Origin of the sequence: Enterobacter sp. CP102 (genome assembly GCF_025152625.1) — a bacterium.
GTDB lineage: Bacteria > Pseudomonadota > Gammaproteobacteria > Enterobacterales > Enterobacteriaceae > Enterobacter > Enterobacter soli.
Map to the genome: position 1 here is coordinate 1321239 of NZ_CP104014.1, position 26723 is coordinate 1347961.

25 protein-coding genes are annotated in these 26723 nt (G+C 54.8%); 11 read left to right on the forward strand and 14 right to left on the reverse strand.

The features are described 5' to 3' along the window. Window positions 1-29: 29 nt before the first annotated feature. The 3 genes from glnS to chiQ all read left to right on the forward strand — a co-directional run bounded on the left by glnS (window position 30) and on the right by chiQ (window position 3917). The gene (gene glnS / locus N1249_RS06180) at window positions 30-1697 is read left to right on the forward strand and encodes a glutamine--tRNA ligase (protein ID WP_014069349.1); all 1668 of its coding nucleotides are present in this window, start codon (window positions 30-32) and stop codon (window positions 1695-1697) included. 448 nt (window positions 1698-2145) lie between these two features. Beyond that, entirely contained in the window at window positions 2146-3543 is a 1398-nt protein-coding gene (gene chiP / locus N1249_RS06185) for a chitoporin ChiP (protein WP_014069350.1), read from the forward strand. Window positions 3544-3590: 47 nt separating this feature from the next. Beyond that, window positions 3591-3917, forward strand: coding sequence for a ChiQ/YbfN family lipoprotein (gene chiQ, locus N1249_RS06190; RefSeq protein ID WP_259838003.1), 327 nt, complete (start codon window positions 3591-3593; stop codon window positions 3915-3917). Window positions 3918-4061: 144 nt separating this feature from the next. Here chiQ and fur read toward each other — a convergent pair whose 3' ends face one another. From fur to ybfF, 5 genes are all read right to left on the reverse strand, one after another. Then, window positions 4062-4508 (reverse strand): ferric iron uptake transcriptional regulator, encoded by a 447-nt coding sequence (fur, locus tag N1249_RS06195; RefSeq protein WP_014069352.1) that lies wholly within the window; start codon window positions 4506-4508, stop codon window positions 4062-4064. Then, window positions 4501-4587, reverse strand: coding sequence for a ryhB-regulated fur leader peptide (locus tag N1249_RS06200; RefSeq protein WP_182063536.1), 87 nt, complete (start codon window positions 4585-4587; stop codon window positions 4501-4503). Before N1249_RS06200 ends, fur begins: the two co-directional genes overlap by 8 nt. 212 nt (window positions 4588-4799) lie before the next feature. Continuing rightward, on the reverse strand, window positions 4800-5330 hold the full coding sequence (gene fldA, locus N1249_RS06205) for a flavodoxin FldA (RefSeq protein ID WP_003858653.1): 531 nt from the start codon (window positions 5328-5330) through the stop codon (window positions 4800-4802). Between the two features lie 155 nt (window positions 5331-5485). Continuing rightward, window positions 5486-5773, reverse strand: a complete 288-nt coding sequence (gene ybfE / locus N1249_RS06210; protein WP_041162017.1) for a LexA regulated protein — start codon at window positions 5771-5773, stop codon at window positions 5486-5488. Between the two features lie 129 nt (window positions 5774-5902). Next, on the reverse strand, window positions 5903-6676 hold the full coding sequence (gene ybfF / locus N1249_RS06215) for an esterase (protein ID WP_259835474.1): 774 nt from the start codon (window positions 6674-6676) through the stop codon (window positions 5903-5905). 183 nt (window positions 6677-6859) lie between these two features. Here ybfF and seqA point away from each other — a divergent pair, with 183 nt between their 5' ends. Then, window positions 6860-7408 carry a replication initiation negative regulator SeqA gene (gene seqA, locus N1249_RS06220; RefSeq protein WP_259835477.1) on the forward strand — a complete coding sequence of 183 codons (549 nt, stop codon included), beginning with the start codon at window positions 6860-6862 and terminating at the stop codon, window positions 7406-7408. A 24-nt stretch (window positions 7409-7432) separates the two neighbouring features. Further along, window positions 7433-9073 (forward strand): phosphoglucomutase (alpha-D-glucose-1,6-bisphosphate-dependent), encoded by a 1641-nt coding sequence (pgm, locus tag N1249_RS06225; RefSeq protein ID WP_259835488.1) that lies wholly within the window; start codon window positions 7433-7435, stop codon window positions 9071-9073. Window positions 9074-9163: 90 nt separating this feature from the next. On the opposite strand, the gene potE is transcribed toward pgm, so the two are convergent. From potE to kdpF, 9 genes are all read right to left on the reverse strand, one after another. Further along, window positions 9164-10477: a putrescine-ornithine antiporter gene (gene potE, locus N1249_RS06230; RefSeq protein WP_217186153.1), complete on the reverse strand. Its 1314-nt coding sequence runs from the start codon at window positions 10475-10477 to the stop codon at window positions 9164-9166. After that, window positions 10474-12672, reverse strand: a complete 2199-nt coding sequence (gene speF, locus N1249_RS06235; protein ID WP_259835492.1) for an ornithine decarboxylase SpeF — start codon at window positions 12670-12672, stop codon at window positions 10474-10476. Before speF ends, potE begins: the two co-directional genes overlap by 4 nt. A 256-nt stretch (window positions 12673-12928) precedes the next feature. After that, window positions 12929-13033: a leader peptide SpeFL gene (gene speFL, locus N1249_RS06240; RefSeq protein WP_003858645.1), complete on the reverse strand. Its 105-nt coding sequence runs from the start codon at window positions 13031-13033 to the stop codon at window positions 12929-12931. 277 nt (window positions 13034-13310) lie between these two features. Further along, window positions 13311-13988, reverse strand: coding sequence for a two-component system response regulator KdpE (gene kdpE, locus N1249_RS06245; protein ID WP_259835495.1), 678 nt, complete (start codon window positions 13986-13988; stop codon window positions 13311-13313). Continuing rightward, the gene (kdpD, locus tag N1249_RS06250; protein WP_259835498.1) at window positions 13985-16672 is read right to left on the reverse strand and encodes a two-component system sensor histidine kinase KdpD; all 2688 of its coding nucleotides are present in this window, start codon (window positions 16670-16672) and stop codon (window positions 13985-13987) included. The genes kdpE and kdpD overlap by 4 nt, the downstream gene beginning before the upstream one ends. Beyond that, window positions 16673-17248 (reverse strand): potassium-transporting ATPase subunit KdpC, encoded by a 576-nt coding sequence (kdpC, locus tag N1249_RS06255; RefSeq protein ID WP_259835512.1) that lies wholly within the window; start codon window positions 17246-17248, stop codon window positions 16673-16675. 12 nt (window positions 17249-17260) lie between these two features. Further along, window positions 17261-19309, reverse strand: coding sequence for a potassium-transporting ATPase subunit KdpB (kdpB, locus tag N1249_RS06260; RefSeq protein WP_259835515.1), 2049 nt, complete (start codon window positions 19307-19309; stop codon window positions 17261-17263). An 18-nt stretch (window positions 19310-19327) separates the two neighbouring features. Continuing rightward, on the reverse strand, window positions 19328-21007 hold the full coding sequence (gene kdpA / locus N1249_RS06265) for a potassium-transporting ATPase subunit KdpA (protein WP_259835518.1): 1680 nt from the start codon (window positions 21005-21007) through the stop codon (window positions 19328-19330). Beyond that, a complete protein-coding gene (gene kdpF / locus N1249_RS06270) occupies window positions 21007-21096 on the reverse strand; it encodes a K(+)-transporting ATPase subunit F (protein ID WP_014069365.1) in 90 nt (29 codons plus the stop codon). Before kdpF ends, kdpA begins: the two co-directional genes overlap by 1 nt. 308 nt (window positions 21097-21404) lie before the next feature. On the opposite strand from kdpF, the gene N1249_RS06275 reads away from it, so the two are divergent. The 6 genes from N1249_RS06275 to pxpA all read left to right on the forward strand — a co-directional run bounded on the left by N1249_RS06275 (window position 21405) and on the right by pxpA (window position 26705). Beyond that, window positions 21405-21611 carry a YbfA family protein gene (locus tag N1249_RS06275; protein WP_014069366.1) on the forward strand — a complete coding sequence of 69 codons (207 nt, stop codon included), beginning with the start codon at window positions 21405-21407 and terminating at the stop codon, window positions 21609-21611. Between the two features lie 606 nt (window positions 21612-22217). Beyond that, a complete protein-coding gene (phrB, locus tag N1249_RS06280) occupies window positions 22218-23630 on the forward strand; it encodes a deoxyribodipyrimidine photo-lyase (protein ID WP_259835523.1) in 1413 nt (470 codons plus the stop codon). A 10-nt stretch (window positions 23631-23640) separates the two neighbouring features. After that, entirely contained in the window at window positions 23641-24384 is a 744-nt protein-coding gene (locus tag N1249_RS06285) for a type 2 GTP cyclohydrolase I (RefSeq protein ID WP_166717478.1), read from the forward strand. 14 nt (window positions 24385-24398) lie between these two features. Further along, window positions 24399-25055, forward strand: coding sequence for a 5-oxoprolinase subunit PxpB (gene pxpB / locus N1249_RS06290; RefSeq protein WP_259835526.1), 657 nt, complete (start codon window positions 24399-24401; stop codon window positions 25053-25055). After that, window positions 25049-25981, forward strand: coding sequence for a 5-oxoprolinase subunit PxpC (gene pxpC, locus N1249_RS06295; protein WP_259835529.1), 933 nt, complete (start codon window positions 25049-25051; stop codon window positions 25979-25981). The genes pxpB and pxpC overlap by 7 nt, the downstream gene beginning before the upstream one ends. Next, window positions 25968-26705 carry a 5-oxoprolinase subunit PxpA gene (gene pxpA, locus N1249_RS06300; protein WP_259835532.1) on the forward strand — a complete coding sequence of 246 codons (738 nt, stop codon included), beginning with the start codon at window positions 25968-25970 and terminating at the stop codon, window positions 26703-26705. The genes pxpC and pxpA overlap by 14 nt, the downstream gene beginning before the upstream one ends. Window positions 26706-26723 lie beyond the last annotated feature (18 nt).

Below are 26723 nucleotides of genomic sequence, written 5' to 3' on the forward strand. Positions count from 1 at the left end.
TACGTTGTTTACGCTTTGAGGAACCTACGATGAGTGAGGCTGAAGCCCGCCCGAGTAACTTTATTCGTCAGATCATCGATGAAGATCTGGCCAGTGGTAAGCACACCACAATTCATACCCGTTTTCCGCCGGAGCCGAACGGCTACCTGCATATTGGTCATGCAAAATCCATCTGCCTGAACTTTGGCATTGCGCAAGACTATAAAGGGCAGTGCAACCTGCGTTTCGATGACACCAACCCAGTAAAAGAAGACATCGAATACGTTGAGTCCATCAAGAACGACGTGCAATGGCTGGGCTTCAACTGGTCTGGCGATATCTGCTACTCCTCTGACTATTTCGATCAGCTGTTTGCTTACGCAGTAGAGCTTATCAATAAAGGTCTGGCGTACGTCGACGAGCTTTCTGCCGACGAAATCCGTGAATATCGCGGCTCGCTGACCGCGCCGGGTAAAAACAGCCCATACCGCGACCGCAGCGTAGAAGAGAACCTGGCGCTGTTTGAAAAAATGCGTGCCGGTGGTTTCGAAGAAGGCAAAGCCTGCCTGCGTGCTAAAATCGATATGGCGTCACCGTTCATCGTGATGCGCGACCCGGTGCTGTACCGCATTAAGTTCGCGGAACACCATCAGACGGGCAACAAGTGGTGCATCTACCCGATGTACGACTTCACCCACTGCATCAGCGATGCGCTGGAAGGGATCACTCACTCACTGTGTACGCTGGAATTCCAGGACAACCGTCGTCTGTACGACTGGGTGCTGGATAACATCACCATTCCTGTGCATCCGCGTCAGTATGAGTTCTCTCGTCTGAATCTGGAATACACCGTGATGTCCAAGCGTAAGCTGAACCTGCTGGTCACTGACAAGCACGTTGAAGGCTGGGATGACCCGCGGATGCCGACCATCTCTGGCCTGCGTCGTCGTGGTTATACCTCTGCGTCCATTCGCGAGTTCTGCAAACGTATCGGCGTCACCAAGCAGGATAACACCATTGAGATTGCCTCTCTGGAATCCTGCATCCGTGAAGATCTGAACGAAAACGCGCCACGTGCGATGGCTGTTATCGATCCGGTTAAACTGGTTATCGAAAACTACCCGCAGGGTGAAAGCGAGCTGGTGTCCATGCCTAACCATCCGAGCAAACCGGAAATGGGCAGCCGTGACGTGCCATTCAGCGCGGATATCTGGATCGACCGTGCTGACTTCCGCGAAGAAGCCAACAAGCAGTACAAGCGTCTGGTGCTGGGTAAAGAAGTGCGTCTGCGTAACGCCTACGTGATCAAAGCTGAACGCGTAGAGAAAGATGCAGAAGGCAATATCACCACTATCTTCTGTACCTATGATGCAGAGACCCTGAGCAAAGATCCGGCTGATGGCCGTAAAGTGAAAGGCGTTATCCACTGGGTGAGCGCAGCACACGCGCTGCCGGTTGAAATCCGCCTTTACGACCGTCTGTTCAGCGTACCTAACCCAGGTGCGGCGGATGACTTCCTGGCAACCATCAACCAGGAATCTCTGGTGATCAAGCAGGGCTTTGCGGAACCTTCACTGAAAGACGCTGAAATCAGTAAAGCGTACCAGTTTGAGCGTGAAGGTTACTTCTGCCTGGACAGCCGTTACAGCACCGCAGAAAAACCAGTATTTAACCGTACTGTGGGTCTGCGTGATACTTGGGCGAAAGTCGGCGAATAATAACGCTTGCCTGGTCAATGAGAAACAAACGCCGCTTATTGCGGCGTTTTTTTTATTTAATGATCATGCCATTAACGGCATGGCGAAAGTGATATAGAGAAATAGACAGGTCAATGAGCAGCTACTTATTTTTCTCAAAAAAAGTTTGTTGAATTACGGAAAGGCAGAACCGGTGGAAATAAACGCAAACCACTCTTATTAGCCTCTGAATTTAATCGCTTTCCCCCGTGAAATCTCGCTTCGCGCGAAATGTTACAAATCACTACCAATTATGTGCACTTCGTCATAATCCTGACTTTTGGCTGCTAAAAAGCATTGATAATTCGCGTCGCGAAAAATAACCTAAAGACGGTAGTTAATTCGAGGGTATTTCTAACTACCCCTGACCTTTTGGTCTTTTATATTTTCGCCGTTTTAGGCGTTTTAATTCGTCAAAGAGGAATAATCTATGCGTACGTTCAGTGGCAAACGTAGTGCGCTGGCGCTGGCTATTGCCGGTGTGACAGCAATGTCGGGCCTGGTTGTCGCGCCAGAAGCTAAAGCGGCAGGTTTCATCGATGATTCTACTCTCACGGGCGGTATCTATTACTGGCAGCGTGAACGTGACCGTAAAGACGTCACCGAAGACAAATACAAAACCAACCTTTCTCACTCCACCTGGAACGCCAACCTGGATTTCCAGTCTGGTTATGCCGCCGATATGTTCGGCCTGGATATTGCGGCATTCACCGCAATTGAAATGGCAGAAAATGGCGACAGCGGCCACCCGAACGAAATCGCATTCTCTTCCAGCAACAAAGCGTATAAAGAAGACTGGTCAGGGGATAAAAGCGGAGTCAGCCTGTATAAGGCCGCTGCGAAATTCAAATATGGCCCGGTATGGGCACGTGCAGGTTATATTCAGCCAACCGGACAAACGCTGTTAGCGCCGCACTGGAGCTTTATGCCTGGTACTTATCAGGGCGCAGAAGCCGGCGCGAATTTTGACTACGGCGATGCAGGTGCATTGAGCTTCTCGTATATGTGGACCAACGAGTACAAAGCGCCGTGGCATATCGAGATGGATAAGTTCTACCAGAACGATAAAAAAACCAAAGTTGATTATCTTCACTCGCTGGGCGCGAAGTACGATTTCAAAAACGACCTGGTTCTTGAAGCCGCATTTGGTCAGGCTGAAGGCTATATCGACCAGTATTTTGCCAAAGCAAGCTACAAGTTTGATATTGCTGGCAGCCCATTAAGCACCAGCTATCAGTTCTACGGTACGCGCGACAAAGCCAGCAGCGGTACGGTCAACGATATTTACGACGGCACGGCGTGGTTACAGGCGTTAACCTTCGGCTACAAAGTGGGCCAGGTCGATTTACGTCTTGAAGGGACATGGGTGAAGGCCGAAGGCCAGCAGGGCTACTTCCTTCAACGTATGACCCCAACCTACGCGTCCTCTAACGGTCGTCTGGATATCTGGTGGGATAACCGTTCAGACTTCAACGCCGATGGCGAAAAGGCTGTCTTCTTCGGCGCCATGTATGACCTGAAAAACTGGAATCTGCCAGGCTGGGCGGTGGGGGCTTCGTACGCTTATGCATGGGATGCAAAACCGGGCGATATGGCCACACCAGACGCGTACTACGATCCGAACTATCGTCTGAAAGAGTCCTCTTACAGCCTGGATGCGATTTACACCCTTCAGGATGGTCGCGCGAAAGGCACGATGTTCAAACTGCACTTCACTCAGTACGACAACCACTCCGATATCCCAAGTTACGCGGGCGGTTACGGCAACATCTTCCAGGATGAACGTGACGTGAAATTCATGGTGATTGCCCCGTTCACAATCTTCTGATGAACAGACCGGCGGGTTAAGTCCCGCCGGAATGGAGACTGAAAATGATGAAAAAAATCATAATCGTCGCGATGCTGGCATCGGGGCTGGTGGCTTGTGTGCAGACTCAGGCACCAAAAGAGGACTCACGTCTGAAAGAGGCTTACAGCGCCTGTATTAATACCGCTGAAGGCTCGCCAGAAAAAATCGAAGCCTGCCAGAGCGTGCTTAATGTGCTGAAGAAAGAGAAGGCGCATGAGCAGTTCGCCACTCAGGAAAACGTCCGCGTGATGGATTACCAGGCCTGTATCCAGGCGCGTAAAACCGGAAACGATCAGGAAGTGGCGAAGCGTTGCGATCAGATCTGGAAAGAGATCCGCAACAACAATAAATAAGAATTGCACTACGCCCGGTGGCGCTGCGCTTACCGGGCCTACAAAGGTGTCATAACCCGTAGGCCCGGTAAGTGCAGCGTCACCGGGCTTTTTGGCGCAAAAAAAAGCCAACCTTTCGGCTGGCTCAGAGTATGAAAAGAGTACTTACTTCGCGTCGTGCGCGTGATCATTTTCGCGGCAATCGCCTTCCGCACAGTGGCCGTACAGGTACAGGCTGTGGTTGGTCAGACGGATGCCATGACGGGCCGCGATTTCACGCTGGCGCGCTTCGATAGAGTCGTCACTAAATTCAATGACCTTGCCACAGTCGAGGCAGATCAGGTGATCGTGATGGTGCTGCTGGGTCAGTTCGAAAACAGATTTACCGCCTTCGAAGTTATGACGGGTAACAATGCCCGCGTCATCAAACTGGTTCAGCACGCGATAAACGGTCGCCAGCCCAATTTCTTCACCCATGTCGATAAGACGCTTGTAAAGGTCTTCCGCACTGACATGGTGATTGTCTGGTCCCTGAAGCACTTCAAGGATTTTTAACCGAGGAAGCGTAACTTTCAGGCCAGCCTTCTTTAATGCGGTATTGTTGTCAGTCATGCGGAATCTGTCCTGTTGCTAAACGATTCACTTCTAAGGAAGAAGTGACAGAGAATGCACTTGGGATAATGCGTATCATTATAGAACTGCCATGTCTAAATGAAAACTGCAAGTCTCAAGCAAAGTATGCTTATAAAAACGTGGTATCACCAACAAACTTGTTCGATAGCACCCACGTATTGCCAGGGGGATATTGTACAGGTCTGAGCGAAAAAGTTAAAAGTTTGTAGCAATTAATTTAATCGGTTTGACCCGGTCAAGCGGGCGCAACCGAAGCTGCGCCGCTCATTATCAGGCGTTAAGGATGTCGTCCAGGTTCAGTTCTTCGCGGACCTGCTTAACCCATTTTTCAACGCGTTCTGCGGTCAGTTCAGGCTGACGGTCTTCATCAATAGCCAGACCCACAAAGTGATCGTCGTCGGCCAGGCCTTTAGAGGCCTCGAAGTGGTAACCCGCCGTTGGCCAGTGACCCACGATAGCCGCGCCGCGTGGTTCAATGATGTCGCGGATGGTGCCCAGCGCGTCACAGAAGTATTCTGCGTAGTCTTCCTGATCGCCACAACCGAACAGTGCAACCAGCTTACCGTTGAAATCAACTTCTTCCAGCGTCGGGAAGAAATCGTCCCAGTCGCACTGTGCTTCACCGTAGTACCAGGTCGGAATACCCAGCAGCAGGATGTCATAGCCTTCGAGATCTTCTTTGCTGCTCTTGGCAATGTCATGCACATCGGCAACGTCTTTACCGAGCTGTTTTTGAATGTTTTTTGCGATATTTTCGGTATTGCCGGTGTCACTGCCGAAGAAAATGCCGATGATTGCCATGAGTAAAATAACCTCTTGAAACTTAATGGTATGGTGGCGCAATTTGTCCACGGATAAGGGCAATAATAGCAGAACAGACAACCCTGCGGAAACAGCTATCACGCAGGACTGCACTCTGTGCTACATGAAAAAGGTGAGAAAGGGAGTTTTCTGACTTATGCCTTGCTGTGCAATTTTTCGAGTTGCGCGATCAACATCTCTTCAATCAGCTCGCTGCGGCTGATATCACGGGCGCTGGCAAGCTCGTTGAGTGCATCAACGGCATCGGCGTTGAGTTTCAGTTCGACACGCTTAAGCCCACGATTTTTATCGCGTTTAAGCTGGTTGCGTTTATTAATACGCAGCTGTTCATCGCGCGAAAGCGGATTTGTCTTGGGTCGTCCCGGGCGACGCTCATTCGCGAACAGATCTATTGTCGTGCGGTCCGTTTGTTCTTTGGCCATGATTTTGAGACTTCGGGGGAAAACAAGCCGCCCTGCTATTGCCCGGGCGATAAGCGCGCCATCATACATCACCCACATCGGCACGCCAACGACTGGAAGCCCGCAGGCTTCCGGTCGCTGACTTTTTAATCAATTTGCAGTATCAGAGAGATAGCGACGGATAGCGCGAAGCACGGCTTCCGGTTTTTCAGCGTGAACCCAGTGCCCGGCACCGGCGATCACATGAGCTCGTGCTTCGGGGAACTGCCTGAGCAATTCATCACGGCAGGCTTCGGTGACATAAGGTGAATTACCACCGCGCACAAAGAGGGTAGGGTGTTGCCAGGCCGGAACCGGCTGCCAGCCGACGATTTCTGAATATTGATCCCACAGCACCGGCACGTTGAAGCGCCACTGGCCGTCGACAAAGGATTTCAGCAGAAACTGCACCACGCCTTCTTCATTAAGATGTTCGCGCATGATGGCCGCGGCCTGCTGGCGTGTGGAAACACCTGAGTCGGTCACCGCATTAATAGCGGCAAAGATCTCATCGTGGCGACGCACGTCATAATCCACCGGGGCAACGTCAATCACCACCAGGCCGCTAATGCGTTCCGGCGCGAGCGCGGTCAGTGCCATAACGGCTTTGCCTCCCATTGAATGCCCGATCAGCGTCACCTTTTCGAGGTGATTGGCATCCAGCGTATCCAGAAGATCCTGCGCCATTGCGGCGTACGTCATCTCTGGCGAGCGCCCGGAAAGACCGTGGTTACGCATATCCACCTGCAAAATATCGTGATCGCTAACCAGATCCCGCGCCAGTACACCCAGGTTATCCAGGCTGCCAAAAAGACCGTGAACCAGTACGATGGGAGAATTATTGTTCGGCGATTGTGCAGATTGCGCTCGGGTATTCAATTTCATGGCAAAGTTCTTTTTTTACGTATGTCAGGTTAGGGTATCATGTTGACCATTCTGCCGCCCGGCTGCAAGGATCCAGTTTAATCTGACTTTTGCCGCCAACCTGGCTTGACGCTATCCGCTGTTGGGATTTGACCTTATAATCCCAACGACTTGTATTCAGATAAGATATCGCACTGGATTAAGATGAAAACAATCGAAGTTGATGACGAACTCTATCAGTATATCGCCAGCCAAACGCGGCATATCGGGGAGAGCGCGTCCGACATTTTACGGCGTATGCTTAAAATTTCCGCCGCCTCACAGCCTGTCACTCCTGTCGCGAAAGATGTCGTGTCCCAGCCGAGCGTTGTGGTGCAAGCCAAACCTGCCATGACACCTGCGAAAGATAAAGTTCGTGCGATGCGCGAACTACTGCTCTCTGATGAGTATGCAGAACAGAAGAAAGCGGTTAACCGCTTTATGCTGGTGCTGTCTACACTCTACTCACTGGATAACAAAGCGTTTGCTGAAGCGACCGAGTCGCTGCATGGTCGTACTCGCGTCTATTTTGCGGGCGACGAGCAGACGCTGTTGCAAAATGGCAATCAAACCAAACCCAAACACGTGGCTGGTACCCCGTATTGGGTGATCACCAATACCAACACCGGGCGCAAGTGCAGCATGGTCGAACACATCATGCAGTCCATGCAGTTCCCGGCGGAATTGATTGAAAAGGTTTGCGGTACAATTTAACCCTTGCATAAGAAGGACCAGGCAATGGCAAATCACAGCCGTGCAGGCCAACCTGCACAACAAAGCGATTTGATTAACGTCGCCCAACTGACCGCTCAGTACTATGTGCTGAAGCCGGTGGTAGGCAACGCGGAACACGCAGTGAAGTTTGGTACATCTGGCCACCGCGGTAGCGCGGGGCGCCACAGCTTTAACGAACCGCATATTCTGGCCATTGCCCAGGCCATCGCGGAAGAGCGCGCTAAAAATGGCGTTACTGGTCCGTGCTATGTAGGGAAAGATACCCACGCCTTGTCTGAGCCTGCATTTATTTCCGTACTGGAAGTGCTGGCCGCCAATGGCGTAGACGTCATTGTGCAGGAAAACAACGGCTTTACCCCAACGCCGGCGGTGTCCAACGCGATTCTGGTGCACAACAAAAAAGGTGGTGCGCTGGCTGATGGTATTGTTATCACGCCATCCCACAACCCGCCGGAAGACGGTGGTATCAAATACAATCCACCTAACGGCGGCCCGGCTGATACCAACGTCACCAAAGTGGTGGAAGATCGTGCTAACGCCCTGCTGGCAGATGGTCTGAAAGGTGTGAAACGCATTTCTCTGGATGCCGCGATGGCGTCTGGTCATGTGAAAGAGCAGGATCTGGTGCAGCCATTTGTTGAAGGGCTGGCGGATATCGTCGATATGGCGGCTATCCAGAAAGCAGGCCTTAAACTGGGTGTGGATCCGCTCGGCGGCTCTGGTATCGAATACTGGAAACGTATCGCAGAGCATTACAAGCTGGATCTGACCATCGTGAACGATCACGTCGATCAGACCTTCCGCTTTATGCATCTGGATAAAGACGGCGCTATCCGTATGGACTGCTCCTCTGAATGCGCAATGGCTGGCCTGCTGGCGCTGCGCGACAAATTCGATCTGGCGTTTGCTAACGACCCGGATTACGACCGTCACGGTATCGTCACCCCGGCAGGGCTGATGAACCCGAACCACTATCTGGCGGTAGCGATCAACTATCTGTTCCAGCACCGTCCACAGTGGGGCAACGATGTTGCCGTGGGTAAAACGCTGGTGTCCTCTGCGATGATTGACCGTGTGGTTGACGCGCTGGGCCGCAAGCTGGTGGAAGTACCGGTTGGCTTCAAATGGTTCGTTGATGGCTTGCATGACGGCAGCTTCGGCTTTGGCGGCGAAGAGAGCGCGGGTGCATCCTTCCTGCGTTTTGACGGCACGCCATGGTCCACCGACAAAGACGGCATCATTATGTGTCTGCTGGCGGCAGAGATTACTGCCGTAACCGGGAAAAACCCGCAGGAGCACTACAATGAGCTGGCTGCACGTTTTGGTGCGCCAAGCTACAACCGTATCCAGGCGTCAGCGACCTCTGCGCAGAAAGCCGCACTGTCTAAACTGTCCCCGGAAATGGTAAGCGCTAACACGCTGGCCGGTGATCCTATCACTGCGCGCCTGACGGCAGCACCGGGTAACGGTGCGTCTATTGGCGGCCTGAAAGTAATGACCGACAACGGCTGGTTCGCCGCGCGTCCGTCCGGTACGGAAGATGCGTACAAAATCTATTGTGAAAGCTTCCTCGGCGACGAACACCGTAAGCTGATTGAGAAAGAAGCGGTGGAGATTGTCAGCGAAGTGCTGAAAAACGCGTAAGTGCGGTTTGTGTGCCGGGCGGTACTGCGTTTGCCCGGCCTACAACAGCGATCGTAGGCCCGGTAAGCGCTAGCGCCACCGGGCTTTTTTTTAACTATGCTTATTCTTCAATTCAAATCTCGGCGATACCAGACCGTACAGCGTCCAGCCCATAAAGGTCACCATCGCGCCGTATAGCATCGCTTCCTGGCCAGACGAATAGAGCGCATAGAAGCTGTAAATCGCCCCAATCAGCGCCACGATGTTGGCCACTCTGGCTTTGCCCGGATCGACTTTCGCCACCTTCTGAATAATCACCAGTGCCGCCATCGACAGGATGTACGGAATGATGTTCGTGACTACCGCCAGGTTTACCAGCACGTTGAACTGGCTGTTCAGCGACGGGCTGATGGTCATGAGCGACAAACCACTCTGGAAGATAACAATCGCTAACATGCCCTGCACCGGCGCATCTGCTTTCGTCACGCGGGAGAAGATTTTCGGGAAATAACCTTCATCTGCGGATGACTTAAACACCTGCGCAATAGTGAACTGCCAGCCGAGCAGTGAGCCACAGCAGGACATCACCATCAGCCCCATGATCACTTTGCCGACGGTTGGGGTAAACATCTGCGCAAAGGCCAGCCCGAACGGCGCGGTGGAATTGGCGAGATCCATGTTAGGCACAATCCCGGCAATCACGTTGGTTGAAACGATGTAGATAACGGCAGCGCCCAGCGTACCGCCCAGTACGGCAATCGGGACGTTCTTTTCCGGGTTTTCGACAACTTCGGCATTCGCACAGGCAGATTCCAGACCGAGGAATGCCCACAGCGTCATGGCGATAGATGACCCCACCGCAGTAAAGAACGGTACATTGTGCGGGTTCCAGGAGTTGGCATACAGCGTAGGGCTAAACCAGAACCAGCCGATGATACACAATCCCACCACCGGGATGATCACCCCCCAGACAGTGATACTGCTGATCTGCCCGGTGATGCGCGCACCACCGAAGTTCGCAACGGTACAGATCCACAATACACAAATGGTGGCGATACCGATTTGTACCGGACTGAGCGTGGCACCGAACAGCTCTGTACCGTAACCGACAGCCGAAATGGCAATCGCCACGTTGGCAATCAGCAACGACACACCGTAGGTATAGTTGGCCATAAAGTTGCCCGACTTGCCGAAGGCATACTCTGCATACCCACCCATGCCGCCTGATTTCCGGCTGAACATCCCGCACTTGGCAAAGGCCCACGCCAGCGCCATTGAGCCAACGGCGGTCACCAGCCAGGAGATAATCGAGATCGTACCGACTTCTGCGAGCTTGGTAGGCAGCATGATAATTCCCGACCCCATCATGTTTACCATGGTGAGGATGGTCAGCTGCACCACGCCCATTTTGTTAGACTTACTCATAATTTTTCTCCTTTCAGCAACGACGGCTGAGCGGCAGGTTGCTTGATGACGTTACAGCGAACGTGTTTGCGGCCGTCACACTCTTCCACGTACACGCCCTGAAGCTCTGGCGCAAAGCCTGGCAGCAGGTTGATCCCTTCTTCCAGCGCGGCAAAGTAGCGCAGCACTGCACCGCCCCAGACTTCGCCCGGCACAACGCACAGTACGCCTGGTGGGTAAGGGAGGGCGCCTTCGGCGGCAATACGGCCTTCGGCATCGCGCAGGGACACCAGCTCCACCTCACCGCGCAGATAGGCATAGTTAGCGTCCTGGGGTGACATCACCACGCGCGGGAAATGAGACTTACGGAACATCTCTTTTTGCAGCTGCTTCACGTTATTACGCGCATACAGGTCGTGCATTTCCTGGCAAATCTGCCGCAGGGAATAGTCGGCGTAGCGTTCCGGGTATTGCTTACAAATCGATGGCAGCACCTCTTTTAACGGCGCATCGGTCTGGAGCAGTTTTTCGAAGCGCACCAGCTGAGCCACAAGCTGCTGCAATTTGCCCATATCCTCTGCCGGAGTCAGCAGGAACAGGATGGAGTTCAGGTCGCATTTTTCCGGGACAATGCCGTTTTCACGCAGGAAGTTCGCAAGAATGGTTGCCGGGACGCCGAAATCCTCGTACTCACCGGTACGGGCATTGATGCCCGGCGTGGTCAGCAGCAGTTTGCACGGATCGATAAAGTACTGATGCTCGGCATAGCCTTCAAAGGCGTGCCAGTTTTCGCCGGGGACAAAGTGGAAGAAGCGCAGGTCAGTGGCAATTTCTGCCGTATCCCAGCTTTCCCACGGGCGGCCATCTACGGTTTCCGGCACGAACGGACGCAGGAACTGGCAGTTTTGCAGAATAAGTTTGCGTGCTTCGATACCCGTGACCACGCAATCCATCCACATGTTGCGACCGCTCTGGCCCTCATGCATCCGGGCGTTGATGTCCAGCGCCGCAAACAGCGGATAGAACGGGCTGGTGGAGGCGTGCATCATAAAGGCGTTGTTGAGACGCTTATGCGGCACATAGCGCTGCTGGCCTTTGATGTGACTGTCTTTTTTGTGGATCTGCGAGGTTTGCGAGAAGCCAGCCTGCTGTTTATGCACGGACTGAGTGACCAGGATCCCCGGATCGTTTTCGTTCAGCTCAAGCAGCAGCGGCGAGCAGTCGGCCATCATCGGGATAAATTGCTCGTAGCCCACCCACGCAGAGTCAAACAGGATGTAATCACACAGGTGGCCAATGTTATCCACCACCTGACGGGCGTTATAAATGGTGCCATCGTAAGTACCAAGCTGGATCACCGCCAGTCGGAACGGGCGCTGGTCACGGGCGCGGCCCGGAGCGACTTCGGCGACCAGCTCGCGAAGATAGCTTTCTTCGAAGCAGTGCGCATCAATCCCGCCAATAAAACCGTACGGATTACGTGCTGTTTCCAGATAAACCGGCGTTGCACCGGCCTGTAACAGCGCTCCGTGGTGGTTGGATTTATGGTTATTACGATCGAACAGCACCAGGTCGCCAGGTGTCAGCAGGGCGTTTAAAACCACTTTGTTTGATGATGACGTGCCGTTCAGCACAAAGTAGGTTTTATCGGCATTAAACACTTTTGCGGCATGTTGCTGGGCAATACACGGGGCACCCTCGTGGATCAGCAGATCGCCCATGGCCACATCTGCGTTGCACAGATCTGAACGGAACAGCGTTTCGCCAAAGAAATCAACAAACTGATTTCCGGCCGGATGACGGCGGAAGAACTGGCCACCCTGATGACCTGGGCAGTCAAACGCGCTATTACCCTGTTTGACGTAGTCTACCAGGGCACGGAAGAACGGCGGACGCAGCTGGGTTTCGTACTTTTGTGCGGCGGCCTCAAGCTGACGGCCATAGAAATCATTGCTGGTGTCAGAGCATTCAAAAACACCCTGAATACGGGACAAATATTCTGCCGGAACAATTTCTTCTTTATGTGTGGCAATAAAGACGGGGATCCCAAATCCCGTTGCTTCTATTTCTTCTATAGCACCACTGGAAATATCGCTGATGGCTAAAACTACGGCTGCAACATCAATATAATCAGAAGCACTCACATCCACCATTTCGCGCGTGGTGGTAAAGCAATCAGGACATGAACGGCTGGCAGCAATTTTTAAACTTTTCATCTTTATCTCTTTATTTTAGGCAATAGGAGGCCTTCGATTCTTCGCAAGAAAAAAATCGATAATTTACCGGAATAAAAAGCAAAGCCTGACCTCTGATAAAAAATCAGTTAATTGCTTTTTACAGAATTAAATCCAGTCCGTCCGGCTACGGAAGAGCCTGGAACAAGAGAAATGAGCGCACGTGTTCACAGGCAGTAGCCTGTAAAGTAAGGTTTTTTAGAATAACCTGTAAGCAGATGCGCCAGAAGTCGAAGGACTACCGGGCATTAAAGAGATGAAAATCGAAGCAGTTACGGTGGGCAAACATCATAATATGAGTTGTCCGCCTTATATGGGGCATTAATCGATTGTTGTTTTCCATGTGTATTTTCCTTTCAGTAATTGAAAGCATGGTCATTCTATCCAGGAAAGGGCGGCAAACCGTGAAGGAGATCAACAATAATCGATCAGATCAGAAATAAATATTCTGTTTTACTGAATAACGCAGATCAAAATGCTGTTTTGTGTGTTTAATGTTAACGTTATGTTTTTGTATTGTTTTTATTGACGAAAAATAAGCCGTAAATAACGGCCTGGTTATTTTCTAATAGAGTTATGGGATGTTATTTGTTTTAATTAAAATCAAAATGAATAACTATTCAAATCATGAATCGATAACCGATACCGGTTTCAGTTAATAAATGGCGAGGACGCGCGGGGTCGACTTCGAGTTTCTGGCGAAGGTGTCCCATATATATGCGTAAATAGTGACTATGCTCGACAGCGTTTGGCCCCCAGACCTGATTTAACAGCTGACGCTGGGTGAGGACCTTACCGTGGTTGTTGAGCAAAACGGCGAGCAGGCGAAATTCAATCGGGGTGAGGTGGATCTCCTCTTCACCGCGCTGAATGCGGCGCGAAGCTAAATCAACCTGAATGTCGGAAAAGGTGTACACCGGCTCTGAAGGGGTTGTGGCGCTGTGTCGGCGCAGCGCCACGCGTAACCGGGCCTGAAGTTCGCCAATCCCGAAGGGCTTAATCAGATAGTCGTCAGCACCGGCATCGAGCGCTGCGATTTTATCTGTCTCTTCGGTACGGGCCGAGAGCACCAGAATGGGCATCTGGCTCCACTGGCGCACTTCGCGGATGAAATCGATGCCATCGCCATCCGGCAGCCCCAGATCGAGAATAACCAGGTCCGGCTTGCGGGTTGCGGCTTCGATAAGGCCGCGCTGAAGCGTCCCCGCTTCATGAACGCGCAGGCCGTCTCCTTCCAGCGCGGCGCGCAGAAAACGGCTAATCGCGAGTTCATCTTCAACAATCAGGACGTTAATCACAAATCCTCTGGTAATTCATCAAGTTCTGGCGGGGGATCAAGGGGAAGTGTAACACAGAAATGCGCGCCGCCTTCCGGGCGGTTCGCCGCTGAAATGGTTCCCCCGTGCACATCGATAATGGCCTGGCAAATCGCCAGCCCCAGCCCGACTCCAGGAATGGCCGACTCCTTATTCCCGCGCGCGAATTTCTCAAAAATTGCGTGCTCCTGCCCGGCAGGGATGCCAGGCCCGGTGTCCCAGACCTCGAGCTGCAGGGTGTGTGCCTCTACCGTTGCGTTAATGCCAATACGCGCTTTCTGACCGGCATATTTGGCGGCATTTTCCAGCAGGTTAATCAGCACGCGCTCGAACAGCGGCCCGTCAACGTGGATCAGCGTCAGCGGCTCCGGCAGGTTCAGCTCAATATGCCGGCCGCCCATTCCCGGCTCGAGCATTTTTAAGGCGCTGCCGACCACTTCCTCAAGCGTCAGCCACTCTTTTTTGAGGTTAAAACCACCGGACTGAATGCGTGCCATATCCAGCAAATTATTCACCAGCCGGGTGGTATTGAGCACATGCTGGCGTATTTCGCTGGCCTGCATGGCGTGGCTAGAGCCTTCCGCCGCCAGATCAAGCGTCAGGATCTCTGACTGACCAAACAGCACGGTGAGCGGGGTACGCAGGTCGTGCGACAGCGCCGCCAGCAGGGAGTTACGAATGCTCTCGCGTTCGCTGGCAAGCCTTGCCTGCTCTTCGCTGGCGGTGAGCGCCAGACGTTCAAGCGCGCTTGCGACCAGCAGGGTAAATGTCTCCAGCAGGCGCTGCTGCTCGGGGATCATCAACTGGCGCAGGTTGGTGGGTTCGACAATCACCAGCCCCTGATTTTTGTCGGCACTGCGCAGCGGCAGGATCTGGTACGGCACGCCTGGCAGCGTATCGGTCCCGGCACCGGCGGGTAAACCCTTGTCAAAACTCCAGCGGGCAATGGCTTCATCCCACGGCGTCATTCCGGTGGCTGACGTTAGCGGGCGCAGTACGCCATGTTCGTCAGGTAACAAAATCAGGTTGCTGGCATGAAACGTGGAGCGAATAAACTGCTCGCTGGTCTGGACGATATCCAGCGGCGTGCGGCCCACCGCCAGGGATTTGGACATCTCGTACAGATGGCGGGTGCGCTGTTCACGATAGCGGGCAATGCGCGCCTGATAGCGAACGCCCGCCGTCAGGTTCCCGATAACCAGCCCCACGGTAAGCATCACGCCAAACGTCAGGATGTACTGCACATCCGACACCGCCAGCGTGCCACGCGGTGCAATAAAGAACAGATCGAAGCTCACCACGTTGATAACCGTCGCCAGTACCGACGGCCAGCGGCCGTAGAAAAGCGCCACCACAACCACGCCCAGCAGGTAAATCATCACCAGGTTAGCGGCGTCAAAGGCGATCAGCCACTGGCTGGCAATAAGGGTTATCAGGGCGCAAAGTACCACGGCCACAAAGCAGCCGCGGATCTGAATACGCCATTTATCGCTAAACGCCCGGGCATCCGGCAGACGGCCTGGCAGGGGAGAGGGCTTGTCATCGAGCGCCACAATCACCAGGTCCAGATCCGGTGCGCGTCGGGCCAGCTTATCGGCAAAGGATTCGCGACTAAACCAGCGGCGATGCTGACGGCGACCAATCACGATTTTGCCGAGATTGTGTTCGCGCGCGTAGCGCAGAATGGCTTTGTCTTCTGACGGGTCGGAGAGGGTGGCGGTTTCAGCGCCAAGCTCCTGGGCCAGCCGGAGCGAGCTCAGGATCGCCCGGCGCTGGTTTTCCGGCAGCGCATGAAGACGAGGGGTTTCGACATACACCGCGTGCCAGACGCTGCCAAATTTTGCTGCCAGCCGGGCGGCTGTACGGATAAGTTTTTCATTGCCGCTGCCGTGATCGATACACAGCAGAATGGCATCCCGCGTGTGCCAGACGCGCTCTTGCCCTTGCAGGTCACGCCAGGCGCGCATCTGATCGTCAACGCGGTCGGCCGTGCGGCGCAGGGCCAGCTCGCGCAGGGCAATCAGGTTACCCTTGCGAAAGAAATGCTCAATGGCGCGTTCAGCCTGGCCTGCGATATACACTTTACCTTCGTGCAGGCGCTGGCGCAGATCGTCGGGGGGAAGATCGACCAGCACAACCTCATCGGCAGAGTCGAAGAACGGATCCGGCACGGTTTCCCGCACCTGAATACCGGTGACACCGCTGACCACGTCGTTCAGGCTCTCCAGATGCTGCACGTTCACGGTCGTAAAAACGTCGATGCCCGCTTCCAGAAGCTCTTCGACGTCCTGCCAGCGTTTAGGGTGGCGTGAGCCTGGCGCATTGCTGTGCGCCAGTTCGTCCATCAGGATAAGCGCAGGGCGGCGGGCGAGGGCGGCGTCCAGATCGAACTCAGTGACCAGACGCCCGCGGTGGTTGATACGCCGGGGCGGCTGCGTGGCAAGCCCGGCCAGCAGCGATGCCGTCTCTTTGCGCCCGTGCGTTTCGACGACGCCGATAAGAATGTCGAGCCCTTGCGCCCGTAGCCGCTGTGCTTCCGTGAGCATGGCAAAGGTTTTCCCGACGCCCGCACAGGCGCCGAAAAAGATTTTCAGTTTGCCGCGATGGGCTTCAGCGGTCTGTTCGAGCAGCCTGTCCGGGTCCGGGCGAATGGGCTCGTCGGTCATTTAGTTTTTCCTTAGCGCGTCCAGCGCCAGATTCAGCTCAACAATGTTCACGACTGGCATCCCGATGAAACTGACCAGCGGTTTTTGCGTATGTTCAGCCACCAGCTGGGTAACCTGTTCGATGGTCAGCTGGCGGGCGGCAGCCACGCGCGGAATTTGCCATGCCACCGATTCCGGCGTCAGGCTGTAATCCAGCCCGCTGGCGGAGGCGGTCACCAGCTCGACAGGCACCTCGCGGCTGGCCTGCGGATTGGCTGCACGCAGGGCGGCAACGCGTTCAGCGATCGCATGATCCAGATCCGGGTTGCTGCCGGCCAGATTACTGCCGCCGGAAGCCATCGGATTATACGGGCTTTCCGCCGTGGCGGAAGGGCGGCCCTGGAAGTAGCGGGCATCCGTAAAGTTCTGACCAATAAGGCGTGAACCACGGGTTTCGCCATCCTGCATAATCAGCGAGCCGTTCGCCTGATCGGTAAACCACCACTGGCCCAGCGCGGTGGTCACCAGCGGGTAAAGGCCGCCGGTAATCAGCGATAACAGAATAAACAGAAGTATAGCGGGGCGTAACATTGTCATTTGATTCACCTTTTAAACCAGCCCGAACAGAGTCAACAGCATGTCGATAACCTTGATGCCAACGAAAGGAACGACCAGCCCACCGAGCCCGTAAATCCACAGGTTACGGCGCAGCATGGCGGCGGCGGTCAGTGGCTTGTAGCTCACGCCTTTTAGCGCCAGCGGGATCAGGAAGACGATGATCAGGGCGTTAAAAATCACCGCGCTGAGAATGGCCGACGCCGGGGAGTGCAGATGCATGACGTTTAGCGCGTTAAGTTGCGGATAGGTTGCCGCGAACGCTGCCGGGATAATGGCAAAATACTTCGCCACATCATTGGCAATACTGAAGGTGGTCAGCGAACCACGGGTCATCAGCATCTGTTTACCGATGTGAACGACCTCAATCAGTTTGGTCGGGTTAGAGTCGAGGTCGACCATGTTGCCCGCCTCTTTCGCCGCCTGCGTCCCGGAGTTCATCGCAACCGCGACATCGGCCTGCGCCAGCGCTGGCGCATCGTTGGTGCCGTCACCCGTCATCGCCACCAGGCGACCTTCAGCCTGATACTGGCGGATCAGCGCCAGTTTGGCTTCTGGCGTGGCTTCTGACAGGAAATCATCAACGCCCGCTTCTGCGGCGATCGCGGCGGCGGTAAGACGGTTATCCCCGGTGATCATCACCGTTTTAATACCCATCTTGCGTAGCTGGGCGAAACGCTCTTTGATCCCGCCTTTAACGATATCTTTCAGCGCAATAACGCCCAGCACGTGCGATCCCTCTGCCACCACCAGTGGAGTGGCCCCCTGACGGGCAACGCTTTCGACCAGTTTGTCCACTTCTGGCGGGAAATGGCCGTTGTTGGCTTCGATATGGCGACGAATGGCGTCGACGGAGCCTTTGCGGATCATCCGGTCCTGGATGTTAATCCCGCTCATACGGGTCTGGGCAGTGAAGGGCACAAAGGTGGCATGAAGACTCTGTACATCGCGCTGACGCAGGTTGAAACGCTGCTTAGCCAGAATCACGATGCTGCGGCCTTCCGGTGTTTCATCGGCCAGCGATGAAAGCTGCGCGGCGTCAGCCAGCGTTTTTTCATCCACGCCAGGCGCGGGTAAGAAATCCGACGCCTGACGATTGCCGAGGGTGATGGTCCCGGTTTTATCCAGCAGCAGAACGTCCACATCACCCGCAGCTTCAACGGCACGTCCGCTGGTGGCGATAACGTTCGCGCCCAGCATCCGGCTCATGCCCGCCACACCAATGGCTGAAAGCAGCCCGCCGATAGTGGTCGGGATCAGACAGACCAGCAGAGCAACCAGCACAGTGATACTCACCGCCGTACCACCGTAGGCGGAAAACGGCCACAGGGTGGCGGTTGCCAGCAGAAAGACAATGGTCAAGGCAACCAGCAGAATGGTCAGGGCGATTTCGTTTGGCGTTTTACGACGCTGTGCGCCCTCGACCATGGCGATCATCCGGTCGAGGAAGGTTTCACCCGGGTTAACGCTGCACTGAATAACCAGCCAGTCAGAGAGAATGCGCGTGCCGCCCGTGACGGAGGCAAAGTCGCCGCCGGATTCACGGATAACCGGGGCGGATTCCCCGGTAATGGCACTTTCGTCTACCGAGGCCCCGCCTTCAATGACTTCGCCATCGCAGGGGATGATATCCCCGGCTTCGACCAGCACCACATCCCCTTTACGCAGCTCATCCGCCGGGACGTGATCCATCTGCGCGCCATATTTTGGCTCGCGCAATTTGCGGGCAAACGCGGTCTTTTTTACCCCTTTCAGGCTGTTGGCCTGCGCTTTACTGCGGCCTTCCGCCAGGGCTTCGGCAAAGTTGGCGAACAACACGGTGAACCACAGCCAGAGGCTGATTGCCCCGGTAAACAGCGCGTTTCCCACCAGATGACCGGTTCCCATCGCCACCGCCAGTGCCGTGGTGAGCAGGCTGCCAACCCAGACGATAAACATCACCGGGTTATGCCACTGAACGCGCGGGCTTAACTTTTTCACCGCATCCATTAGCGCCTGGCGAACTAAAGACGGTTCAAGCAGGGCCAGTTGTTTACGACTCATGACAAATTCTCCGCAAAATCAGCGTAAAGAGAGATATTCCGCGACCGGGCCTAACGCGAGGGCGGGGATAAAGGTCAGGGCACCGACCAGCAACACAGTGCCAATCAGCAATCCAGTGAACAGCGCGCCGTGGGTCGGTAACGTACCGCTGGTGGTCGGTTGGATTTTTTTACTCACCAGCGAACCGGCAATAGCCAGCACGGGCACAATGACGCCAAAACGGCCGACAAACATGCAAAACGCCAGCAGACAGTTCCAGAACGGGGAGTTGGCGTTCAGGCCCGCAAAGGCGCTGCCGTTGTTGTTGGCGGCAGACGAGACGGCATAAAGCACTTCACTAAAACCGTGAATGCCCGGGTTGAAGATGCCGCTGCGTCCCGCGTCGGTCATCAGCGCCAGCGCAGTGCCAAGCAGCACCAGTGCCGGAGTGACCAGGATAGCCAGCGCGGTGAGCTTCATTTCACGCACGTCGATTTTTTTCCCCAGGTATTCCGGGGTGCGGCCAATCATCAGCCCGGCGATAAACACCGCCAGCAGAACAAACAGCAACATGCCGTACAGCCCGGACCCCACGCCGCCAAACACCACTTCACCGATTTGCATCAGCCACAGTGGGATCATGCCGCCCAGTGCCGTAAAGGAGTCGTGCATCGCGTTGACTGCACCGCACGAGGCCGCCGTGGTGACAACCGCGTACAGGCTGCTCGCCAGGATGCCAAAGCGGCTCTCTTTTCCTTCCATATTGATGTTGCTACTGGCACCCAGCTGCATGAAGTGGCTGTTGCCATTCCATTCGGCCCACATCACCAGCGCAGCACAAACCACGAAGATAAGGGACATCGCCCAGAGCAGGGTGCGCCCCTGGCGGCGATCGTTAACCACATCGCCAAACGCAAAGCACAGCGCGGCAGGGATCAGGAAGATCGCCAGCATTTGTACGCAGTTCGTCAGTGCGGTCGGGTTTTCAAACGGATGAGACGAGTTGGCATTGAAGAACCCGCCCCCGTTGGTGCCGAGCATTTTTATGGCCTCTTGCGAGGCAACTGGCCCCATTGGCAGTAGCTGTTTTGCCCCTTCAAGCGAGGTATAGCTTGTGTAGGGAAGCAGGTTTTGCAGCGTGCCTTGCTGGATAAAGAACAACGCCATGATGAGGGAGATCGGGAGCAGCACCCACAAGGTGATGCGTGTCAAATCGACCCAGGCGTTGCCCAGCGTGCCGACATTCTGGCGCGCAAAGGCTCGCGTCAGGGCGAAGATCACCGCTATGCCGCTGGCCGCAGAGAGGAAGTTCTGCACCGTTAAGCCGGCCATCTGGCTGAAGTAGCTCAGGGTGGTTTCACCGGCATAGGACTGCCAGTTGGTATTACTGACGAAGCTGACCGCCGTGTTCAACGCCAGATGCCAGGACAGGCCCGGCAACTGCTGTGGGTTAAGCGGCAGAATGCCCTGAAGCATTAACATTGCGAACAGGGCAAACAGCCCGACAATATTAAGCAGCAGGATGGCCATCAGATACTGACACCAGTTCATCTCCTGGTCGCGTATTCCCAGTACGCGCCAGAGCCCTTTTTCAACACTGCCAACAACGGGCAGCGCCACGTTGTTGATCATTCGCGCAAGCAGGGTTCCCAGTGGTCTTGCAAGCAGGAACAGCACCAGTAAAAAGCTAGCAATAAGCAAAAACGCCTGAGCAGCCATCAGAATGCCTCCGCATTAATCAGGGCATAAACCAGATAACCCAATAACAGGAAAACCAGCACGATGCCGGCAATCAGACCTGCACTCACAATCCACCTCCGGGTGACATTTGTATTTGTGCTAAAGGTAGGATTTACGGCGCAAAGATTTCGCAAAAATCGGGAGGAGGGGTGTAAAAAAAGTATAAAAATGAAAAGGCCACAATTTAACTAATGATAAGTATTTTGTTAACTTTCTTGTAACTTAATTACGAGTCGAATGTAAATATTTGCCAAATGGATGAAAATAAGTGGTCGGATGAGTAGTAAAATTACAATCAAGGCGGTATTATTTTAGCCAGATCACAGATTTTGAATTTTCCGGATGACGTTTCCGGCCAACTATAGGGGAGAAAATTATGGATCTTTATAAAGAATATCCGGCTCATATCGTTTTCATGCGTCGCACTTTCGCCGTAGTGGCCGGTGTCCTCGCACTGCCCGTGATGCTTTTCTGGAAAGATCGCGCACGTTTTTACAGCTATCTGCACCGCGTCTGGGCGAAAACCAGCGAGAAGCCGGTGTGGATGGATCAGGCCGAAAAAGCGACCTGCGATTTCTACTAAAAAAAAAGATTACATACAGCAATAAAAAAACCGCCAACAGCAATGTGGCGGTTTTTTTGTCCCTCGAGATTCGCGGTCCGTTGGGTGGTTTTTCAAGCTCTCACACAGAGGTTTGCAAGCATACTTCTGCAAGCAGAAGATTCAAATGCTTAACTACTAAATATATTCTTAAAAACCATTTTAATGGATTACGCTTCGTTCGTGCGGGGATTACTATGCTGCGTCCCTTTCCGCCATCTCGCAAATGGGCACCGGTCACGGGAGAGGTATTTCCACAACCGTGAGTCAGGCTCCACACAGAGCTTGTGTCCACCGACTTATCACCGGTGGTGAACGGTGGAGCGGTTAGCAGCAGGGACCGCATAATGAAACGCTATATATGCATTGCGTTCATTGTCGCCAGCGTACTCGTTGTGAAGCGTGATGAACCGACCGGGTTTGTTGCATTGACCACGATAGCGCAGGACAAGTAGCGTTAAGGCCGCCTCGGGCGGCCTTTTTTATTTCATCCCGTCTACACTTCATGGCAAAGTACAGTAAAAGGCCGCCGCTTTTTCCTTTGGTGGCGTGCCTTTACGGACATAATAGATATTTGCCTGGAGTTTTATGCCCACCCATCTGGTTTGGTTTCGCGCGGACCTGCGCGTACATGACAACATCGCTCTCGCGGCAGCCTGCCGCTCTCAGGATGCCAGAGTGCTGGCGCTGTTTATCGCTACGCCCGGACAGTGGCAGCAGCATGATATGGCCCCACGGCAAACGGCCTGTTTAGCCTCGCATCTCAGTAGCCTACAACGCGCACTTGCAGAAAAAGGCATTCCTCTGCTGTATGCCGAGGTCAGTGATTTCGCCGCGCAGTCGCAAAAAGTGCAGCACATCTGCGAGCAGCACAGCGTTACGCATCTCTTTTACAACTATCAGTACGAATTCAACGAGCAGCAACGCGATCGCCTGCTGGAAAAAACGTTGCAGAATGTGGTGTGTCAGGGATTTGATGACAGCGTGATGCTGCCGCCGGGCAGCGTTATGACCGGCAACCACGAGATGTATAAAGTCTTTACGCCGTTCAAAAACGCGTTTATCAAACGCCTGAAAGAGGCGCTCCCGGAGTGCGTTGCCGCCCCTGCGTCCCGTGGCGAAACGATAAAGGATTTGCCTGGGCTGGCGTTTAATTACCCGCAAAAAGATTTCGATGAAACCCTTTTCCCGCCAGACGAGAAAGCGGCTATTGCTCAGCTGCGCCACTTCTGCAAACAGGATGCGGCCGGATACGAAACCCGCCGGGATTACCCTGCCATTGAAGGCACCAGCCGTTTATCCGCCAGTTTAGCCCTCGGTGTCCTTTCGCCGCGTCAGTGTTTGCATCGTCTGCTGGCGGAACAGCCGCAGGCGCTGGAAGGCGGTGCGGGTGCGGTGTGGCTTAACGAGCTTATCTGGCGTGAGTTTTACCGTCATTTGATGACGTATCATCCTGGTTTATGTAAGCACCGGCCCTTCATTCGCTGGACGGATAACGTAAAATGGCAGATGAATGATACTCAGTTGAACGCCTGGCAAAACGGGCGGACGGGCTACCCGATAGTGGATGCCGCGATGCGCCAGCTCAATGACACCGGCTGGATGCACAATCGCCTGCGCATGATCACCGCCAGTTTTCTGGTGAAAGACCTGCTTATCGACTGGCGTATCGGGGAGCGCTATTTTATGTCTCAGCTGATTGATGGCGACCTTGCGGCTAACAACGGTGGCTGGCAATGGGCCGCGTCAACGGGAACCGATGCCGCTCCCTATTTTCGTATTTTTAACCCGACCACCCAGGGGCAGAAGTTTGATCCTGACGGCAAGTTTATACGTCACTGGCTCCCCGAGCTTGCTGACGTGCCGCTGAAAGCGCTGCATGAACCCTGGGTGTGGGCGGATAAACAGGGCGTCACGCTCGAGTATCCCCGCCCGATTGTTGACCATAAACAGGCGCGCGTTGCCACCCTGGCAGCGTATGAAGCCGCCCGTAAAGCCTAAGAGAGTGATGATGAAAAACAGCGAACTGGAACGTCTGATTAACGAGAAGCTGAACAGTGCCAGCTTCAGCGACTACGGTCCGAATGGCTTGCAGGTTGAAGGGCGTGAAAACATACAGAAGATTGTAACCGGCGTAACGGCAAGCCAGGCTCTGCTGGATGAGGCGGTGCGTCAGGAAGCCGATGCAGTGATTGTACATCACGGTTATTTCTGGAAAAACGAATCGCCGATTATCCGCGGTATGAAGCGTAACCGTCTGAAAACACTGCTGGCAAACGACATTAACCTCTACGGTTATCACCTGCCGCTGGATGCCCATCCAGAACTGGGTAATAACGTCCAGCTCGCGCAGCTGCTGGGCATCACGGTGATGGGCGAAATCGAGCCGCTGGTGCCGTGGGGTGAGCTGGCCATGCCGGTACCAGGGCTGGAGCTGGCCTCCTGGATTGAAGCCCGACTGGGGCGCCGCCCGCTGTGGTGCGGTGATACCGGGCCAGATACGGTTAAACGCGTTGCCTGGTGCACAGGCGGCGGTCAGGGCTTTATCGACAGCGCGGCGCGTTTCGGTGTGGATGCATTCATCACCGGCGAAGTGTCTGAACAGACCGTTCACTCCGCACGTGAACAAGGGCTGCATTTTTACGCGGCCGGGCATCACGCAACAGAGCGTGGTGGCATCCGCGCACTCAGCGAGTGGTTGACGGAAAATACCGATCTGGATGTGACATTTGTGGATATCCCAAATCCTGCCTGATGAGAGGTGCTTAAGTGCAGCGAGCGCGTTGTTATCTTCTGGGCGAAACGGCAGTGGTTCTGGAGCTTGAGCCCCCGGTAACCCTGGCCACGCAAAAGCGTATCTGGCGGCTGACGCAGCGCCTGGCGGATGTGCCGGAAGTGGTGGAGGCCATTCCGGGTATGAACAACATCACCGTTGTTCTGCGTAATCCACATACTCTGGCGCTGGACGCCATCGAGCGTTTGCAAAGCTGGTGGGAAGAGAGTGATGCGCTGGAGCCAGAATCCCGGGCGATTGAGATCCCGGTCGTTTATGGCGGTAAGGGCGGCCCTGATTTGTCTGTTGTGGCGCAGCACTGCGGGTTAACAGAAAAACAGGTTGTCGAGCTGCACACCTCGGTGAACTACGTGGTCTGGTTTTTAGGATTCCAGCCCGGATTCCCGTATCTGGGCGGTTTATCTCCTGAGCTGTACACACCGCGTCGGGCTGAACCGCGCCTGAGCGTCCCGGCAGGGACAGTGGCTATCGGAGGGCAGCAAACCGGCATTTATCCGCTTGCTTCACCCGGTGGCTGGCAGTTGATCGGACACACCTCTGCGCCGCTATTTGAACCCGGGAAGGATGCGCCAATCCTCCTTCGCCCTGGTGATATCCTGCGCTTTATCCCGCAGAAGGAGGGGATATGTTAACGCTTATTCGCGCAGGACTTTATACCTCAGTTCAGGATGCGGGCCGGTTTGGCCTGCGCCAGTCGGGCGTCAGCTATTGTGGCGCACTCGACCGGCCGGCACTTGAAATTGCCAACCTGCTGGTGGGCAACCCTGGCAGTACGGCAGCGCTGGAAATCACCCTCGGTCAGTGCGTGGTGGAATTTAGCCAGGAAACCTGGTTTGCCCTGACCGGTGCAGGTTGTGACGCCACCCTTGATGGCAAAGCGGTGTGGACGGGCTGGCGACTGCGGGCAAAAGCGGGCCAGCGTCTGACGCTCAAACGGCCGTTACACGGCGTACGCAGCTATCTTGCGGTTGCCGGAGGCATCGATGTGCCGGAGGTTATGGGCTCGTCCAGTACCGATGCCAAAGCGGGCATTGGCGGGCATGAAGGGCGCTTACTTCGCGATGGCGATCGCCTCGCCGTCAGGCCGTCATCTCGTCACTTCACCACGACCCAGGGGGTGAAACAACTGCTCTGGGGGAATCTGATCCGCGCCTTGCCGGGACCGGAATATCAGGAATTTGACGAGGTTTCTCAGGAGTCTTTCTGGCGTTTTCCGTGGCACCTTAGCCCACAAAGTAACCGCATGGGCTATCGCTTGCAGGGGCAACCCCTGAACCGGACCACCGACCGGGAAATGCTCTCCCACGGTTTGTTGCCTGGCGTCATCCAGGTGCCGGGAAACGGACAACCAATTGTACTGATGAATGATGCGCAGACAACCGGCGGTTATCCGCGTATTGCCTGTATTATCGATGCCGATCGCTACCATCTGGCGCAAATACCGCTTGGGCAGCCGATCCACTTCGTGCAATGTTCGCTGGAAGAGGCTCTGAAAGCGCGCCACGATCAGCAGCGCTATCTTGAACAACTGGCGTGGCGACTCGATGGTAAAGATTGATTTAAACGCCGATCTGGGCGAGGGCGGGCAGGCCGATGCAGAGCTGATGATGCTGGTCTCTTCGGTCAATATCGCCTGCGGGTTTCATGCGGGCGATGCGCAGACCATGCTGGTGAGCGTGCGTAATGCCATTAAACATGGCGTGGCGATAGGAGCCCATCCGGGATTCCCCGACCGGGAAAACTTCGGCCGTACGGCAATGGTTTTACCGCCCGAGACGGTTTACGCCCAGACGCTGTACCAGACCGGAGCGCTGGACGCGATTGTCCGCGCCCAGCACGGTGTGCTGCGCCACGTGAAGCCGCACGGGATGCTCTACAACATGGCCGCGCAGGATCCGGCTCTGGCGGACGCCATTGCCCGTGCCGTGCGGGATCACAACCCGCAGCTGATCCTGGTCGGGCTGGCGGGCAGTGAACTTATTCGCGCCGGGCAGCGTCTGGGGCTGGTCACTCGTCAGGAAGTGTTTGCCGACAGAGGGTATCAGCAGGACGGAAGCCTGGTTCCGCGCAGTCAGCCGGGTGCGCTTATCACTGATGAGGCGCAGGCGCTGGCGCAAACGCTGGACATGATACGCACCGGGCGGGTGAAAACGATTAACGGTACGCAGGCAAACGTACAGGCCGAAACGGTGTGTTTACACGGTGATGGTGAGCACGCGCTGCTGTTTGCGCGTCGTCTGCGGGCGGCTTTTGCCGAACAGGGGATCCTCGTTCGCGCCTGAATTTTACAATAAGGCATG